Here is a 15,288-nt window from a genome sequence, read left to right as displayed (position 1 = left end):
GCCCACTCCGGGGACAAGTAGGTAGTGATGTATGCACGGTCGGGGAACCGCGACGAACCGAACCGAACCGGACCGAACCGAACCGGACCGGACCGCTCCGCGGACGGCTCCGCCGGCTGTGTTCCCGTCCTCCCGTGGCGACCCCCCGATTTCGCGGGGTTAATACCCGCCCGGCCGCGATGGGGGCCAACGGATGAGTGACGGGACCGAGGGGGGAGGCGACGCGCTCGGGGGGAGCGGCGGCGACTGCGAGGCCGCGGGCTCGACCGACGACGGCGCCGACGGGGAGCCGGACGTGAACACCCTCATCATGGAGGCGACGTACCGCGCGCTGCGAACCCACGGCTACGCCGACTTGAGCGTCTCGCACATCGCCGAGGAGTTCGAGAAGAGCAAGTCGCTGCTGTACTACCACTACGACTCGAAGGACGACCTGCTCGCGGGCTTCCTCTCGTTCGCCGGCGCCCACTTCATCGAGATGCTGGAGGCCGCCGAGCGCGAGGCCGCCGACCCGCTGGAGCGGATCCGGGCGCTCGTCGACATCTACCTCGGCGCCGAGCTGGACGAGGAGATGACCGAGGCGCAGCGCGCGATGATCGACCTCCGCGCGCAGGCGGTGGCGGAGCCGCGCTTCCGCGAGGAGTTCACCCGGATCGACCGCCACCTCCGCGAGCGGCTGGCCGACGCTGTCGCCGACGGCGTCGAGGCGGGCGTCATCGACGAGCGCGCGGACCCCGAGGCCGCCGGCGCCTGGCTGCTCGCGACGCTCACGGGCGCGATGCTCCAGCGACACACCGCCGAGTTCGACGTCGTCACGCCCGTCCGGTCGATGCTCCACGGCCGGATCGACGAGTTCGCCGCGACCGACGGGCCCGCCGCGACCGACGGGTCCTCCCCCGACGGGGGGTGAGCCGCCGCGCATAGGCTTTTCACGACGGCAGAAGTGTCGTCGGACATGAGCGACCCGACCGACGCGGCCGACGACACCGACGCCACGGCGACGACCGAGCGCGCGTTCCCCTCGCGGCTCGGCCGGCTGCTGTTCGGCCTCGGCCTCGCGCTGCAGGCCTCCGAGGACTTCCGCGACATGGACGACACCGTCGAGTACGCCGAGTCGGCGGGCGTGCCGATGCCCGAACTGGCCGCCCCGTTCGCCTCCGGCATGATGCTCGCCGGCGGCCTCGGGGTCGCGGTGTGGCGGTTCCCGCGCGTCGCCACCGGCGCCGTCGTCACCTTCCTCGCGGTGGTGACGCCGACGATGCACGACTTCTGGAACGAGGAGGGCGACGCCAGCGGCGAGCGGCTCGCGTTCTTCGGCAACCTCGCGATGTTCGGCGCGGCGCTGGCGTTCCTGCGGGAGGCGTACCGCCGGTAGGCCGACGGCGCGGCGGGCGCCGCCGCCGGCCCTCCGGGCCCCGTCGTCCGGATGGGACACACCTATCCCGCGAGCCGACTGGAGGACCGACGTGACCTCGTTCGCGTTCCAGCTCTACAGCCTCCACGCGGTCGACGACCCCCTCACGGAGACGCTCGACCGCGTGGGGAGGACGGGATTCGACGGCGTCGAGTTCGCAGGCCTCGGCGACGAGACGGCCTCCGACGTCGCGGCCGCGCTGGCCGACGCCGACCTCGCCGCGCCGAGCGCCCACGTCGACGCGGCGGTCCTGGAGGGGGACCCCGACGGCGTCGCGGACACGTACGACACGCTCGGCTGTGACGACCTCGTCGTCCCGTGGCTCGACCCCGACTGCTTCGCGTCCCGGGACGCCGTCGCGGACGCCGCAGCGCGGCTCTCCGCGCTCGCCGACCGGGTCTCGGCGGCCGGGGCGACCCTCCACTACCACAACCACGACCAGGAGTTCCGCGCCGTCGACGGCGAGCCGGCGCTGTCGCACCTCCTGGCCGAGACGGACGACCTCCGCCTGCAACTCGACGTGGGGTGGGCCGGCGCCGCGGGCCACGACCCGGTCGCGCTGCTGCGCCGCCACGCCGACCGGATCGACTCGGTCCACCTGAAGGACTACGACGCCGAGCGCGGCGAGGTGGTCGAGGTCGGCGACGGCGACCTCGACGTGGCGGCGGCCGTGCGCGCCGTCCGCGACCTGGGGATCGACTGGCTCGTCTACGAGGCCGAGGAGGACCCGGGGTCGTACGGGACGCTGGATCACGCCGAGTCGATCCGGGAGCGGTACTGGTAGCGGGGACGACGGAGGGGACCGACGGACGGGCTCGACCCCGGGAGGAGAGTGCCTGTCGGTACCGTGGGGGCGCGTGCTAGCGTGTCGAACCCGGCGACGACTCCGCAACACTCAAATATTCCACTCGCCTCGTTCCCGATGTAGCCCATCGGGCGGACCGATGGAGAACGTGTCAGTCCATTGGGGTAGCGGCCAATCCTGTTGCCTTCTGGGGGCAACGACCCTGGTTCGAATCCAGGATGGACTACTTCCCTTTACGCGCTTCGCGTGGAACCGACTCCCTCCGGAGTGGCTCGGTTTCCACACGAAACGAGGGGGTCTGTCGACTCCCGACTCGCGCGGCCCCGGGCGCGATCGGTTACACGCCACACGGGTCGCTGTCGCCCCCGGCGACCTCGGTCCCCGCGCCGTCCCCGACCGCTTTACGTCCCGGGCGTCACCTCCGCGCATGGTCGCCCTCGATCCGCTCTCGCTCCCGGTCGTCGGGGCGGGCGTCATCCTCGTGTTGCTCGCGTGTTCGGCGTTCTTCTCCAGCAGCGAGATCGCGATATTCAGCGTGGAGCGCTACCGCGTCGGCGTGCTCGCCGAGGGGGGCGGCGAGGGCGCCGTGCTGGAGGCGCTCCGCTCGGACCCCCACCGGCTGCTCGTGACGATCCTCGTCGGGAACAACGTCGTCAACATCGCCATGTCGTCGGTGGCGACGGCGATCCTCGTGTCGGCGTTCCCGGCCGGCGTCGCCGTGACCGTCGCGACGGTCCTGCTGACCGTCGTCGTGCTGGTGTTCGGAGAGATCGTCCCGAAGTCCTACGGCGTGGCGAACGCGGAGTCGTGGGCGCTGCGGACGGCGCCGACCGTCCGGCGGTTCCAGCGCGTCGCCGGCCCGGTCGTGACCGCGTTCGACCTGGTGACGCGCCGGCTGAGCGCGGTCGTCGGCGGCGAGCCGGCGATCGAGGCGCCGTACGTCACCCGCGACGAGCTCGCGGCGCTGGTCCGCTCGGCCGAGCGGGGCGGCGAGATCGACGCCGGCGAGCGCGATATCGTGGAGTCGGTGTTGCGCCTCCACGAGATCACCGCCGGCGACGTGATGGTCCCGCGCGAGAACGTCGTCGCCGTCGACGCGAGCACGTCGATCCGGGAGGCGGCGACGCTGGCGGCCGACGAGCGCGTGACCCGGCTCCCGGTGTACGACGGCTCGCTCGACGAGCCGCGCGGGGTCGTCGACCTCCGCGACCTGGAGCGGACGCTCGCGCTCGACGAGTCGGTGCCGATCGAGCGGCTCGCGACGCCGACGCTGACGGTGCCGGTGTCCGAGCCGATCGACACCCTGCTGGAGCGGATGCAGGACGGGCGCGTCCGGATGGCGCTGGTCGTGGCCGACGACGCCGGCGCGGTCGTGGGGCTCGTGACGATGCAGGACGTGCTGGAGGAGGTCGTCGGCGACCTGCTCGACGTCGGCACCGGGGCGAGCGTCCGCGCCGTCGCCGACGGGGTGATGGTCCGGGGGGACGTGTTCCTCGACCGTCTCGACGCCGTCTTCGGGACGACGATGGCGGCCGACGCCCCCGCCGACGCGGGGACGCTCGCCGGCTACGTGTACCACCGGCTCGGCCGCGTGCCCCGCTCGGGCGAGCGCGTCGACCTCGACGGCATCGCGGTGACGATCGAACAGATCGACGGCGAGCGCATCCGGCGGATGTTCGTCGAGCCCGAGGGCGTCCCCGCCGACGACGACGCCGCGTCCTGAGGCGCGTCGCCGCCGCGAGGCCGGCCGGCTCCTCCGCTGTCTACTTCCGCACGTCCAGCAGCGCGACGCGCTCGTGGACCACGTCCGCGAGCGTCCCGGCCGTCGCCGTCAGCTCCGTCTCGCTCACGTCGAAGTAGTCGCGGACGAGGGCCTCGTCGTACTCCCCGAGCGTCTCCGCGGGCTCCAGCAGGTCGGCGACGCGCTCTGCCGCCTCGGCCTCGCGCTCGGACGGGTCGGCGTCCTCGCGGCCGCCGTCGCGTCCGTCGTCCTCCCCGCTGCCGCCGCTCCCGTCGTCCCCCGCCCCGCCCGCGGCGGAGTCGGCGGCGACGAGCACCACGACCGGCCCGCCGTCCTCGCGCACGCCCATGGTCAGCGCGCGGTCGATCTGGCGCCTGCCGGCGGCGTACAGCATGACCTCGACGCCGCGGTCGCGGGCGACGTTCTCGCCGCGCTCGATCGCGCGGTCGGCCAGGTCGAGCGCCCGCGCCAGGTGCTCGCGGTCCACGACGTAGCGGGCGTCGAACGCCTGCACGGTACAGCCGGTCTCCGCGCCGACCGCGGTCAGGTCCGCGAGGAAGGCGTCCAGGTCGTCGACGCGGGCCGCGCCCTCGACGAGCCTCACGAGAAATCACCGAAGGTGGCCTGCCCGCCGTCCTCGTCGTCGCCGGACTCCGCCCGGCTGCTCGCGGGGCTTCGCCCCGCGCTGTCGCCCTCGCTCCCGGCGGTCGCGGCCGCCGACGCCGCGGCGTCCGACTCCACGTCGTCCATCGAGGGGTCCCCTCGCCCGACGGCTCGGAGGACGTTCTCGGCTGTCTTCTCTCTCCCCCTGAGCGCGCCGAGTACGACCGACTTGTCCGCCTCCCGCAGCTCCGCGCGCGTCTCGATGCCGGCCTCGAACAGCCGGCGGGCGCGCTTGCGGCCGACGCCGCGCACCCCTGTCAGGTCCAGCAGCTCCTCGCTCACGCCGTACTCCACGCGCTTTCTGGCCTCGCGGACGTCGAGTACCACGTCGAGGTCGAGTTCGTTCGCCAGCTGCTCGGCCGCGCCGAGGAGCCACTCGGCGGTGTCGACCTTCCCGCGGATGTCGCCGGGGCCGACGCCGTAGCGCTCGGTGATCACGTCCTCGTCCAACTCGCTCGCCCAGTCCTCCAGCAGCCGGGCGGTCTTGAGCGCCGCCAGCCAGTCCTCCCAGGCGACGTCCTCGAACTCCGAGGGGGCGTGCCCGAGGAACTCCGCCTCGCGCTCGTAGAACTGCTCCTCGTATCTCTCGCGGTCGCCCGACTTCAGGTACAGCTGGTACATGTCGGGCGTCCGCGCGACGAGGTGGTACAGGCCGAGCGGGGTGAGTTCGACGTCGTCCCCGTCCCCGGCTCCGTCGCCGTCGCCGCCGGCGTCCGCCGCGAGGTCGCTCCCGGTGACGAACCCGGCCTCCTCGGGGTCGTCGGGCGCGCCGCCGGCCGCGTTCGCTTGGCTCGACCGCGGCTTCGACCCGGCGCTCGCTCCGCCGGCGGCGGCGCCCTCGCGGAGCCCGTCGACGATCTCGGCGGCCGACATCGGGTCGAGGTACAGCCGGGAGACGGTGTGGCCGATCCCCGTCGCCGTGAGCGTGTCGCCGTCGCGGTCGAGGAACTCGTTGGCTTCGAGGTACTCCAGCACGCGGTCGGTCACCTCGGCGAGCCGGTCGTCGTCGTCGGTCTGGCTGGCGTACAGCGTGCGGTCGAGGAACGCCAGCAGGCCCTCGCGCGTCGTCGCGAACCCCGACGCGACGGTCGCGAGCACGTGCGTCCGCAGCGCCGGCTCGGCCGCCAGTTTCGACTGCACGGCCTCCGGCTCGGCCCACAGGTACCGCTCGAACAGCTCGTCCATCGTGTCGCGGTCCTTCGCGAGCAGCACCGCCTCGCCGTAGGGGTCGAGCCCGGGGCGGCCGGCCCGGCCCATCATCTGGTGGACCTCCAGGGTGTCCAGCGGCGCCATCCCGCCGAACTCGCCGTCGTAGCGCTTCCAGTCGCGGACGATCACCCGCCGGGCGGGCGTGTTGACGCCGGCCGCGAGGGTGGGCGTCGCGCAGATGCACTTGATCAGGCGGTCGCGGAAGGCGTCCTCCACCAGGCTCCGGTGCTCGCCGGCGAGCCCCGCGTGGTGGAACGCCGCGCCGTTTCGCACGCAGTCGGCGAGGTCCTCGGAGGTGTCCGTGTCGGACACGTCCCGGATCTCCCGCGCGAGCTCCTCCAGTTCGCGCTTCTCCCCCGGCTCCAGCCGCTCGGCGGTCACGTCCGCGAGGCGCTTGGCCGCGCCCTCGGCGTTGCGCCGGGAGTTGACGAACACGAGCGATGAGCCGCGGGTCCCGCCCTCCGTCTCGTCGAGCGCGTCCGCGACGAGCGCGGCGGTCGGCTTCTCCCCGCTCCCGACGGGGACCTCGCGCTGGCTCCCGTCTGCGAAGTTGATCGCGTTGCCGTAGTGGACGCCCGTCTTCAGCTCGATCGGCCGCCAGTCGGACTCGACGAGGGCGGCGTCGAGCCAGTCGGCCACCTCGTCGGCGTTGCCGACGGTCGCCGAGAGGGCGACGACCTGGAGGTCGCGGGTGATCCTCCGGAGCTTCGCGAGCGTCACCTCCAGGGTGGGGCCGCGGCCGCTGTCGTCGACGAGGTGGACCTCGTCGGCGACGACGCAGGTGAGGTCGTCCACCCACGGCGCGCCGTTGCGCACGAGCGAGTCGACCTTCTCGCTCGTGGCGACGATGACGTCCCGGCTCGCGAGCCACTCCCCGTCGGAGTCGTAGTTGCCGGTGGAGACGCCCACGTCGACGCCGTACTCCTCCCAGCGCTCGAACTCGGCCTTCTTCTCGCTGGCGAGCGCGCGCAGCGGGACGATGTACAGCGCCTTCCCGCCGCGCTTCACCGCCGACAGCATCGCGAGCTCGGCGATGAGCGTCTTGCCGGAGGCGGTGGGGACCGAGGCGACGACGCTCTCGCCGTCGGCGACGCCCTTCTCGACGGCGTCGGCCTGCGGCGGGTAGAACTCCTCGATCCCTTCCGCCTCCAGCGCCCCGGGGACGCCGTCGGGCAGGGTCGAGAGGTCGGAGGGTTTCATCACCCGGAGTATCGGGGTTTTCGGGTTTAAACTGTCGGAGCGGCGGCCGCCCGCGCGGGGCCGGGCCCGCTCACGGCTCGTGGACGTGCCCGCACTCGGGGCACTTCACTTCCTCCCCGCGCACCTCCGCGCTCGCCTCGCGCACGTCGCGCATCACCGACGAGATCTTGTCCTCTGCGGCCAGTTCCTCCTCGACGCTCAGGTCCGCGCCCTCGACCTCCAGCAGGAACTTCGCGATCTCGGTCGACTCGTACATCACGTCGTCGAGGTCCTCGGCGGTGAAGAAGCCGGACATCGCGCCGTACAGGAAGGTGGCGCCCGCCTTCCGCACCTTCTCCTCGAAGGACGCGCGCGCCTGGTTCACCGCCTGCGGGGTGTAGGTGTCGGTCATGAACGGCACCAGCCGCGGGAGGTTCTCGCCGATCTTCGTCATCTCGACGCCCGTCTCCGTCCGGAAGTCCGCACACAGGCGGGCGATCGCCCACTCGCGGGCGGTGACGTAGGTGCGGTCGCGCAGGAACTCGTTGACGCGGTCGTACTCCGCCCGCTCCATCTTCTGGAAGCGGTCGTACTTCGCCACATCGTCAGGCACCTCCTCGGGGAGGTCGTCGGGGACGTCCGCGCCCACGTCCGGCCCCGGCACCGACCCCGCGGCGCCCCCGTCTGCGCCGCCCCCGTCCCCCGACGGGGCCTCGGCGTCCGCGTCGGCGGCGCCGTCGGTCGCCGCCTGATCGTCGCCCCTGCCCTCGCCATCGCGCTCCCGCTCGCCGTCGGCGCCGTCGCCGCCGATGTCGGCGCCGCCCTCCGCGGCGGCGTCGGCCGCGGCGTCCCCCTCGGGGGCCCCGGCCGGCTCCTCGCTCGCCGGCTCCTCGTCGCTCGCGCCGGCGACGGCCGCGCCCGCGGCCGCCTCGGCGTCCTGCTCGTGTCCGGAGTCGTCGGTCATGGGACCCCGTAGCCGACCGACCGAGAAAAAGCCGTCCCCGCGTCGGCCGGCGGCCCGACGGCGCGGCCCCGCCACCGGCCCGCGATCGACCCCGACGGCGGCACGCTTTTGTCCGGCCCAGCCGAGCGTCGGCGCATGAAGGTGCTGCTGGGCGTCGGCGGGAGCGAGGACTCCCTCCGCGCGCTCGAGGACACCGTCGAACGGGCACGGGCCGCCGGCGACGACCTCACGGTGGCCGTCGTCGAGAACCCCCAGTCCGACCGCACTCCCGAGGAGGTGGAGGCGCGCGTCCGCTCGGTGCTGGAGGGGGCCGACCTCGACGCCGAGGTGCGCCGCGTCGAGGGCGACGCCGGGAGCCGCATCGTCGCCATCGCCGAGGAGGAGGGGTTCGACATGATCGCCATCGGGGGCGGCCAGACCAGCCCGATGGGGAAGATCAACCTCGGCAGCATCGCCCAGTTCGTCCTCCTGAACTCCCACGTCTCGGTGAAGCTGGTCAGATGAGCGGCGACCGCATCTACCCCGACGAGCCGGCCGGCCCGTTCGAGCCGCCCCCGCTGTCGTTCGAGGACCGCGAGGGCCGCCACATCGAGATCCGGCCGTACCCCGGGGAGGCGGACGGCGAGTCCGGCGAGGACGCCTTCGAGGCGCTCGTCGAGATGTACACCGCGTTCGACCCCGCGGACCGCGCGCAGGGCATCCCGCCCGGCCGCGAGGAGGACGTGCGCTCGTGGCTGGAGACGATCCTCGGCGGCGACGGCTACAACGTCGTCGCGTGGCACGGCGACGCCGTCGCCGGCCACGCCACGCTGGTCCCCGACACCCAGGCGACCCCCGGGGAGGACGTCCACGAGCTCGCCATCTTCGTCCTCCAGGCGTACCAGGGCGCGGGGATCGGCACCCGGCTGATGGAGGCGCTGCTCGGCCACGGAGCCGCGAACGGCGTCGAACACGTGTGGCTCACCGTCGAGCGGTGGAACCGCGCCGCCGTCGGCCTCTACAAGAAGATGGGGTTCGAGACCAGCGACGCCGAGTCGTTCGAACTGGAGATGACCGCCCGGCTCGCACCCCCCGAGTAGCCGGGAGTCCGGCGTCGACGCCCCGGCGTCGGCGTCGCCCCCGCTTCGCGTCCTCCGCCGCCCCGCGTCAGACGGACAGCACCGGCTGGCTCGCGTACAGCAGCACGTACTCGGCGGCCTTCTCCAGCACCTCCCCCGGCTCGCCCGTCAGCGGCTCGCGGGGGATGACGACGAAGTCGGCGTCGACGTCCTCGGCGGTGTCGAGGATCACCGACCCGGGATGGGTCGTCTTGCGCTTCGTCGAGAAGCCGTAGGCGATGGAACTGGAGACCGGAACGCCCTCCCGCTCGGCGATCCCGCGGATCGTGTCGGTGAACGCCTCGGTGTCCTCGGCGATCTCCCCCCGGTCGACGACCTCCTCCTCGATGGCCCGGACGACCTCCTCGCCGAGCACGTACACCGCGTGCACCTCCGCGCCGTACCGCTCGGCGACGGCGACGGCGTACTCCACCGCCGTCAGCGACTCGTCGCTCCCGTCGACGGGAACCAACACGCGTTCGACGGTCAGGCTCATACGGGTGCCTGCGTCGGAGGGCGTGAAAGGTGTTCCCCTCGGACGGGGTCCGCTCGGCGCGCCCTCTCGGGATTCCGCCGCCGTGACTGCGGGGCGTCGTCGACGCGGAACCGGCGCCCTCGGCGCCCGACCGGTCGGCCGCGACCGCCCCGCCGTGGACCCCCCGGCTTCCGGTGGAGCCCGCCGGTTCGGGGAAGGTCCGAGCCGGGGACACATCGGGTGCCTCGGACGGGAACGGATCCGGCACCGACGAAGGGTTTACCAGACAGTAAGCGAACTACGCGGTACGAATGGCAACGGATACCACGTCGACCCGGGCGGAGGGGGCAGGAACACGCGCGCCGGCGGGGACCGGAGGCGAGCGCCCGCCCGATAGCCGCTCCGCGTGTACGGCCCCGAGCCTGTACCGGGGATCGCGCGACGGGGGGCGTGCATGAGCGGGGACGGGAAGGTCCTCGACGGGGTGACGGTCCTCGACTGCTCGACGTTCGTCACCGGCGGGTTCTGCTCGGCCATGCTCGCGAACCAGGGCGCGGAGGTCGTCAAGATCGAACAGCCCGGGTACGGGGACGCGGTCCGCCACTCGGGGCCGCCGTTCATCCGGGGGGAGTCGCCGTACTACTGGACGCTGAGCTACGGGAAGAAGAGCCTCGAACTGGACCTGAAGAACCCGGAGGCGACGGCGGCGCTGTACGAGCTCGTCGAGGAGGCCGACGTGTTCGTCCAGAACTACCGGCCCGGGACGGCCGAGCGGCTCGGCGTCGACTACGAGACGCTCTCGGAGTACAACGAGGACCTCGTCTACCTCGCCATCTCGGCGTTCGGACAGACCGGCCCGTGGCGCGAGCGGTCGGGGTACGACCTGCTCATCCAGGGGATGAGCGGGGTCATGAGCGTCACCGGCGAGGAGGGGGGACAGCCGGTGAAGGTCGGCCTCCCGATGACGGACCTCGTCACGGCGATGTGGGCCGCCTTCGGGACCGTGACCGCGCTGTACCGGCGGGAGCGGACCGGCGAGGGCGAGTACATCGACCTCGGCATGCTGGAGGCGACGCTCCCGTGGCTCACCAAGCAGGCGGGCATGGTCTTCGCCGGCGAGGAGACGAAGCGGATGGGCACGAAGGACCCGGTGCTCGCGCCGTACCAGACGTTCGAGACGGCCGACGGGTTCATCAACGTCTGCATCCTCAACGAGAAGCTCTGGGGGGAGCTGTGCGAGGCGCTCGACCGGCCCGACCTCCCCGCGGACGACCGCTTCGAGACGAACGCGGACCGCGTCGACCACCTGGACGAACTCGAGGCCGAGATCGAGGCGACCCTCCGGGAGCGGACGACCGACGAGTGGATCGAGATAATCGCCGAGGACGCCGGCGTCCCCGCCGGCCCGGTGTACGACGTCGAGGAGGCGCTGAACAACCCCCAGATCGACGCCCGCGGAACGGTCACCGAGATCGAACACCCGGAACTCGGCGAGATCCCCGTGATCGAGCACCCGCTCAAGTTCGGCAACGCCGACAGCGGCTTCGAGCTCCCGCCGCCGCTGCTGGGCGAGCACAACCGGGAGGTGTTCCGCGAGCACGGCTACACCGAGGAGGAGATCGACCGCATGGAGGAGGCCGGCGTGTTCGGCGACCCCGACGAGGGGGGATGACCGCCGGGGCGACCGCCGTCGTCCGGGGGACTACTCCCCGTCGTACAGCGAGTCGAGGACGAACTCGTCGACGGCGCGGCGCGCCTGCTCGGGGGCGTCCTCGTGGCCGAGCGCGATCCGCCGCCCGCGGGCGGCGTGGATCACGTCCGTGACGAGCTGGCCCATCAGTTCCGCGTCGACGTCGCGGAACTCCCCCGACTCGATGCCCTCCTCGACGACCTCGACGATGCTCCCGCGGATCCGCTCGTAGTGCTCGTTGAAGATCCGGCGGTGCTCCTCGTCGTTCTGGGCGTAGGTGTACAGCTCGTGGTACACCTTCATGCGGTCCCAGTGGCCGAACTCCTCGAACTCCGGGCCGAACAGGCACTGGTCGATCCGCGCGTCGAGCTCCGAGCGGGGGTCGGCGTCCGCGTCGACCTCGACGCTCCCCTCGTACTGGTCGATGACGTGTTCGAGGAACGACGAGAGCAGGTCGTACTTCCCGTCGAAGTGGTAGTGGATCACCTGCCGCGTCAGGTCCATCTCCTCGCCGATGTCGCGCATCCGGAGGTCGGTGTACCCGTGCTTGCTCAGCGCACGGAAGGTGGCCTCCATGATCACCTCCTTGGTGTCCTTGGAGGAGACCGTCTCGCGGGAATCGCTCATACGGGCCCTCGGACGGTCGGGCACATAAGACGATCCCTCCGATCGACGCTCGTGTTTACTGTGCGGTAAACTTTTAACCTCTTGGTCAAACCGTGGGTCCGTACATGACACGAACGATCATCCAGGACGGGACGGTCGTCTCGCTCGACCCCGACATCGGGACGCTCGAGGGGGCGGACGTGCTGATCGAGGACGGCGAGATCGTCGAGGTCGGAACGGGGCTGACGGCCTCGAACGCCGAGACCATCGACGCCTCGGGAAAGATCGTCTTCCCCGGGCTCGTCGACTCCCACATCCACCTCGCCCAGACCCAGGTCAGGGGCATCGCCGGCGACTGGTCGCTCATGGGCGAGTACTTCGAGCACATGCTCGGCAACATCACCGGGCTCTACCGGCCCGAGGACATGTACCTGGGCGGCCTCTTCGGCGCCTTCGAGAAGCTCCACACCGGGACGACCACGGCCCTCGACTGGTCGTACCCGAACACCCTCGAACACGGCGAGCGCGCCGTCGACGCGCTGAAGGACGCCGGACTCCGCGCGGTGTACACCTACGGCCCGCCGGGCGACGACGCGGCGACGTGGTGGTACGACAGCGACGTGGGCCTCCCGGAGGAGAACGTCCGCGAGCTGTACGCCGAGGAGATCCGCGACGACGACCTGCTCAGCCTGGCGATCGGGCTCCGGGGGCCGGACTTCTGCGTCGACGAGACCGCCTGCGCCGACCTGGAGTTGGCGCGCGAGCTGGACGCGCTCGCGACCATCCACATGGGCGCCGCGCAGTGGACCTCCTCGGAGTACAACCCCGAGTACCAGGGCTTCGGCGCCTACGAGGACATGCTCGGCCCGGACGTGAACGTCGCCCACGGGAACCACTTCGCCCAGGAGGACGTCGACCACGCCGTCGAACAGGGGGTCTCGTTCTCGTCGACGCCGGAGGTCGAGATGCAGATGGGCCACGGCATCCCCGTCACCGGCAAGGTGCTGGAGGCGGGCGGGCGCCCGGCGTGGGGGGTCGACGTCTGCTCGAACGTCACCGGTGACCTGGGCAGCCAGATGCGGGTCGGGATGCAGGTCCAGCGGATGTTCCGCAACCAGGAGATCCTGGAGGCCGGCGAGGAGGTCACCGAACTGGGACTCACCGCCCGCGACACGCTGGAGATGGCGACGATCGAGGGCGCCCGGGCGCTCGGCCTGGAGGACGAGATCGGGACGCTCACGCCGGGCAAGCGCGCGGACGTGGTGGTGCTCGACGCGAGCGACTTCACGACGGCCCCGTCGCACTCGCCGGTCCAGACCATCGTGTTCCAGTCGGACCCCTCCCACGTCGACACCGTGCTCGTCGACGGCGACGTCGTCAAGCGCGACGGCGAGCTGACCGACCCGAAGGTCCGCGAGGAGTTCGACCGGTTCGTCGCCTCCGGCGAGCGACTGATCGAGGAGGCCGGGCTCGACCTGTAGTCCCTCCGACGAACAGACACGATCCGAGGTATCCACATCCACCATGCGCTTCGGACAATACCGAACACACGACGCGGAGGAGCCGTGGAGCGGCGTGCGAACGGACGACGGCGTGGTCGACCTCGCGACGGCGGGCGAGGCCGCCGGCGTCGACGTACCGCGCCGGACCGTCGACCTCCTGGCCGACTGGGAGTGGCGCCGCAAGGCCGAACTGGCCGTCGAGTACGCCGTCGAGACCGGCGTCGGCGTCCGCGACCCGGCGGACCTGACGCGGGCGGCGCCCGTCACCGACCCGCAGAAGGTCGTCTGCGTCGGGCTGAACTACCGCGACCACGCCGAGGAGGGCGACCACGACGTCCCCGACGAGCCGGTGCTGTTCTCGAAGTTCCCGACGGCGGTCACCGGCCCCGGGAGCACGGTGTCGTGGGACCCCGAGTTCACCGAGCAGGTCGACTACGAGGCGGAACTCGTCGCCGTCGTCGGCGAGGAGGCCCGGCGCGTCGACTCCGAGGACGCCCTCGACCACGTCGCGGGATTCACCGTCGGCAACGACGTCTCCGCGCGCGACATCCAGCACGGCGACGGCCAGTGGGTGCGCGGCAAGAGCCTCGACACGTTCGCGCCGATCGGTCCCGACCTCGTCACCACCGACGAGGTGGGCGACCCCCACGACCTCGACATCTGGGCGGAGGTGAACGGCCGGCGCCTCCAGGAGTCGTCGACGGCCGAGCTCATCTTCGGGATCGACGAGCTCGTCTCCGTGTGCAGTCGGGCGTTCACGCTGAAGCCGGGCGACCTGATCTTCACGGGGACGCCCCCCGGCGTCGGCGTCTACCGGGAGCCGCCCGTCCTGCTGGAGGAGGGCGACAGCGTGACGGTCGGCGTCGAGGGGCTGGGCGAGCTGACGAACGACTGCGCGTTCGACTGAGCCGGGCGGGACCCCCGCCCCGACGGCTACCCGTCGAACCCGAAGACCTCGCGGGGGTTCTCCCACACGACCGTCCGGATGTCCTCCACGTCGACGCCGTAGCGGTACAGCTCGAACATCGCCCGCTTGACCGCGTAGGGGTCCGTCCGGAGGACGTTGGCGCAGTCGGTGTCGACCATGATCCGCTCGGGGCCGTACTCGTCGATGGCGTCCGCGACGGTCGCGGCGTCGACGCCGACGAGCCACGAGTGGCCGATGGTGTAGCTGAGGTAGCAGTCGGTCTCCTCCATGAGGTACGCCGTGTTGTTCTCGTCGGCGTGGGAGGCGACCAGGCGCTCCTCGGGAAGCCCGGCTTCGTGAGCCGCCTCCACGTCCATCTTCACCGCCTCCAGCGCCGGGTTGTCGCCGTCGATGACCGGCTCGGTGGCGAGCCCCGGGTTCTTCTCGTAGCCGGGGGTCCCCAGCTCCGGCCGGTAGGAGCGTTCGGCCGGCGGCGACGTGTTCGGCGTGTGGAGGATGGCCGGGAGGTCGTGCTCGCGCGCCAGCTCCAGCTGCGTCTCGACTACCGCGCGCTGCTCGTCGAGGTCCCACCCCGCCACGTGCTGGGTCGGGGTGACGCCCGTCTCGCCGACGGCCGCCACCTCCTCCAGGGCACAGTAGTCGGCCATCGCGTCCAGCAGCTCTTCGGGGTTCTCGACCCGGACGCCCGTGTGGACCCCCAGGCCGAGGCGCGCGTCGAAGAAGTGGTTCCGCTCGATGGCGGCGCGGCGGTTGACGGCGTCGTCCCAGAGGTACCGGACGTCCGACGCCCGGACGGGCTTGTACGGCGTCCAGTGGTACCCCGAGGCGACCATCACCATCCCGACGCACCCCGAGAGCGCGTACCGCTCGCGGTCCGCCCACGACAGCGTCTGGGCGTGGTTGTGGCCGTCGATCCACGGGGTGTTGAGCAGCTCCGTCGGGAGGTCGAGGTCGTCGTCGAGGTACGAGGCGTCCGTCGGTCGGGCCGTGGTGTCCTGTGGAGTCATCGGTGGGT

At 72.0% G+C, this 15,288-nt stretch carries 15 protein-coding genes and 1 tRNA gene; 10 read left to right on the top strand and 6 right to left on the bottom strand.

Annotated features, from left to right (window positions below; translation table 11 throughout):
* Positions 1-193 precede the first annotated feature (193 nt).
* The 5 genes from ACQUQ1_RS15590 to ACQUQ1_RS15570 all read left to right on the top strand — a co-directional run bounded on the left by ACQUQ1_RS15590 (position 194) and on the right by ACQUQ1_RS15570 (position 3,942).
* A complete protein-coding gene (locus ACQUQ1_RS15590; RefSeq protein WP_435065239.1) occupies positions 194-910 on the top strand; it encodes a TetR/AcrR family transcriptional regulator in 717 nt (238 codons plus the stop codon).
* Positions 911-955: 45 nt separating this feature from the next.
* Positions 956-1,375 (top strand): DoxX family protein, encoded by a 420-nt coding sequence (locus ACQUQ1_RS15585; RefSeq protein WP_435065238.1) that lies wholly within the window; start codon positions 956-958, stop codon positions 1,373-1,375.
* 91 nt (positions 1,376-1,466) lie between these two features.
* Positions 1,467-2,198, top strand: coding sequence for a sugar phosphate isomerase/epimerase family protein (locus tag ACQUQ1_RS15580; protein WP_435065237.1), 732 nt, complete (start codon positions 1,467-1,469; stop codon positions 2,196-2,198).
* A gap of 174 nt (positions 2,199-2,372) precedes the next feature.
* Positions 2,373-2,445 (top strand) — tRNA-Gln (locus ACQUQ1_RS15575).
* Between the two features lie 201 nt (positions 2,446-2,646).
* Positions 2,647-3,942, top strand: a complete 1,296-nt coding sequence (locus ACQUQ1_RS15570) for a hemolysin family protein (RefSeq protein WP_435065236.1) — start codon at positions 2,647-2,649, stop codon at positions 3,940-3,942.
* Positions 3,943-3,982: 40 nt separating this feature from the next.
* On the opposite strand, the gene cgi121 is transcribed toward ACQUQ1_RS15570, so the two are convergent.
* The 3 genes from cgi121 to ACQUQ1_RS15555 all read right to left on the bottom strand — a co-directional run bounded on the left by cgi121 (position 3,983) and on the right by ACQUQ1_RS15555 (position 7,975).
* The gene (gene cgi121, locus ACQUQ1_RS15565) at positions 3,983-4,564 is read right to left on the bottom strand and encodes a KEOPS complex subunit Cgi121 (RefSeq protein ID WP_435065235.1); all 582 of its coding nucleotides are present in this window, start codon (positions 4,562-4,564) and stop codon (positions 3,983-3,985) included.
* A complete protein-coding gene (locus ACQUQ1_RS15560; RefSeq protein ID WP_435065234.1) occupies positions 4,561-7,032 on the bottom strand; it encodes an ATP-dependent DNA helicase in 2,472 nt (823 codons plus the stop codon). Before ACQUQ1_RS15560 ends, cgi121 begins: the two co-directional genes overlap by 4 nt.
* A gap of 70 nt (positions 7,033-7,102) precedes the next feature.
* Complete coding sequence (locus ACQUQ1_RS15555; RefSeq protein ID WP_435065233.1) at positions 7,103-7,975, bottom strand: DUF5806 family protein; 873 nt, start codon at positions 7,973-7,975, stop codon at positions 7,103-7,105.
* Between the two features lie 135 nt (positions 7,976-8,110).
* Between ACQUQ1_RS15555 and ACQUQ1_RS15550 the strand changes: the two genes are divergently transcribed.
* Both ACQUQ1_RS15550 and ACQUQ1_RS15545 read left to right on the top strand, forming a co-directional pair.
* Positions 8,111-8,479, top strand: coding sequence for a universal stress protein (locus ACQUQ1_RS15550; RefSeq protein WP_435065232.1), 369 nt, complete (start codon positions 8,111-8,113; stop codon positions 8,477-8,479).
* On the top strand, positions 8,476-9,054 hold the full coding sequence (locus ACQUQ1_RS15545) for a GNAT family N-acetyltransferase (RefSeq protein ID WP_435065231.1): 579 nt from the start codon (positions 8,476-8,478) through the stop codon (positions 9,052-9,054). The genes ACQUQ1_RS15550 and ACQUQ1_RS15545 overlap by 4 nt, the downstream gene beginning before the upstream one ends.
* A gap of 67 nt (positions 9,055-9,121) precedes the next feature.
* On the opposite strand, the gene ACQUQ1_RS15540 is transcribed toward ACQUQ1_RS15545, so the two are convergent.
* Positions 9,122-9,568, bottom strand: coding sequence for a universal stress protein (locus ACQUQ1_RS15540; protein WP_435065230.1), 447 nt, complete (start codon positions 9,566-9,568; stop codon positions 9,122-9,124).
* 433 nt (positions 9,569-10,001) lie between these two features.
* Here ACQUQ1_RS15540 and ACQUQ1_RS15535 point away from each other — a divergent pair, with 433 nt between their 5' ends.
* Positions 10,002-11,219, top strand: a complete 1,218-nt coding sequence (locus ACQUQ1_RS15535) for a CaiB/BaiF CoA transferase family protein (protein ID WP_435065229.1) — start codon at positions 10,002-10,004, stop codon at positions 11,217-11,219.
* 30 nt (positions 11,220-11,249) lie between these two features.
* Here ACQUQ1_RS15535 and ACQUQ1_RS15530 read toward each other — a convergent pair whose 3' ends face one another.
* Positions 11,250-11,864, bottom strand: a complete 615-nt coding sequence (locus ACQUQ1_RS15530) for a TetR/AcrR family transcriptional regulator (protein WP_435065228.1) — start codon at positions 11,862-11,864, stop codon at positions 11,250-11,252.
* Positions 11,865-11,968: 104 nt separating this feature from the next.
* On the opposite strand from ACQUQ1_RS15530, the gene ACQUQ1_RS15525 reads away from it, so the two are divergent.
* Positions 11,969-13,324, top strand: a complete 1,356-nt coding sequence (locus ACQUQ1_RS15525; protein ID WP_435065227.1) for an amidohydrolase family protein — start codon at positions 11,969-11,971, stop codon at positions 13,322-13,324.
* Between the two features lie 43 nt (positions 13,325-13,367).
* Entirely contained in the window at positions 13,368-14,252 is an 885-nt protein-coding gene (locus ACQUQ1_RS15520; protein ID WP_435065226.1) for a fumarylacetoacetate hydrolase family protein, read from the top strand.
* A 26-nt stretch (positions 14,253-14,278) separates the two neighbouring features.
* Here the strand turns inward: ACQUQ1_RS15520 and ACQUQ1_RS15515 are convergent, their stop codons facing one another.
* Positions 14,279-15,280, bottom strand: a complete 1,002-nt coding sequence (locus ACQUQ1_RS15515) for a TatD family hydrolase (RefSeq protein ID WP_435065225.1) — start codon at positions 15,278-15,280, stop codon at positions 14,279-14,281.
* Between the last annotated feature and the right edge of the window lie 8 nt (positions 15,281-15,288).

Origin of the sequence: Halobaculum sp. EA56 (assembly GCF_051195075.1) — an archaeon.
Taxonomy (GTDB): domain Archaea; phylum Halobacteriota; class Halobacteria; order Halobacteriales; family Haloferacaceae; genus Halobaculum.
This window is presented reverse-complemented; position numbering and strand designations above follow the sequence as displayed.

Excerpts from the sequence above, each read along its gene's own strand:
- ACQUQ1_RS15590 (WP_435065239.1), top strand. The coding sequence starts at position 194 with ATGAGTGACGGGACCGAGGGGGGAGGCGACGCGCTCGGGGGGAGCGGC.
- ACQUQ1_RS15585 (WP_435065238.1), top strand. The coding sequence starts at position 956 with ATGAGCGACCCGACCGACGCGGCCGACGACACCGACGCCACGGCGACG.
- ACQUQ1_RS15570 (WP_435065236.1), top strand. The coding sequence starts at position 2,647 with ATGGTCGCCCTCGATCCGCTCTCGCTCCCGGTCGTCGGGGCGGGCGTC.
- ACQUQ1_RS15560 (WP_435065234.1), bottom strand. The coding sequence starts at position 7,032 with ATGAAACCCTCCGACCTCTCGACCCTGCCCGACGGCGTCCCCGGGGCG.
- ACQUQ1_RS15555 (WP_435065233.1), bottom strand. The coding sequence starts at position 7,975 with ATGACCGACGACTCCGGACACGAGCAGGACGCCGAGGCGGCCGCGGGC.
- ACQUQ1_RS15550 (WP_435065232.1), top strand. The coding sequence starts at position 8,111 with ATGAAGGTGCTGCTGGGCGTCGGCGGGAGCGAGGACTCCCTCCGCGCG.
- ACQUQ1_RS15545 (WP_435065231.1), top strand. The coding sequence starts at position 8,476 with ATGAGCGGCGACCGCATCTACCCCGACGAGCCGGCCGGCCCGTTCGAG.
- ACQUQ1_RS15540 (WP_435065230.1), bottom strand. The coding sequence starts at position 9,568 with ATGAGCCTGACCGTCGAACGCGTGTTGGTTCCCGTCGACGGGAGCGAC.
- ACQUQ1_RS15535 (WP_435065229.1), top strand. The coding sequence starts at position 10,002 with ATGAGCGGGGACGGGAAGGTCCTCGACGGGGTGACGGTCCTCGACTGC.
- ACQUQ1_RS15530 (WP_435065228.1), bottom strand. The coding sequence starts at position 11,864 with ATGAGCGATTCCCGCGAGACGGTCTCCTCCAAGGACACCAAGGAGGTG.
- ACQUQ1_RS15525 (WP_435065227.1), top strand. The coding sequence starts at position 11,969 with ATGACACGAACGATCATCCAGGACGGGACGGTCGTCTCGCTCGACCCC.
- ACQUQ1_RS15520 (WP_435065226.1), top strand. The coding sequence starts at position 13,368 with ATGCGCTTCGGACAATACCGAACACACGACGCGGAGGAGCCGTGGAGC.
- ACQUQ1_RS15515 (WP_435065225.1), bottom strand. The coding sequence starts at position 15,280 with ATGACTCCACAGGACACCACGGCCCGACCGACGGACGCCTCGTACCTC.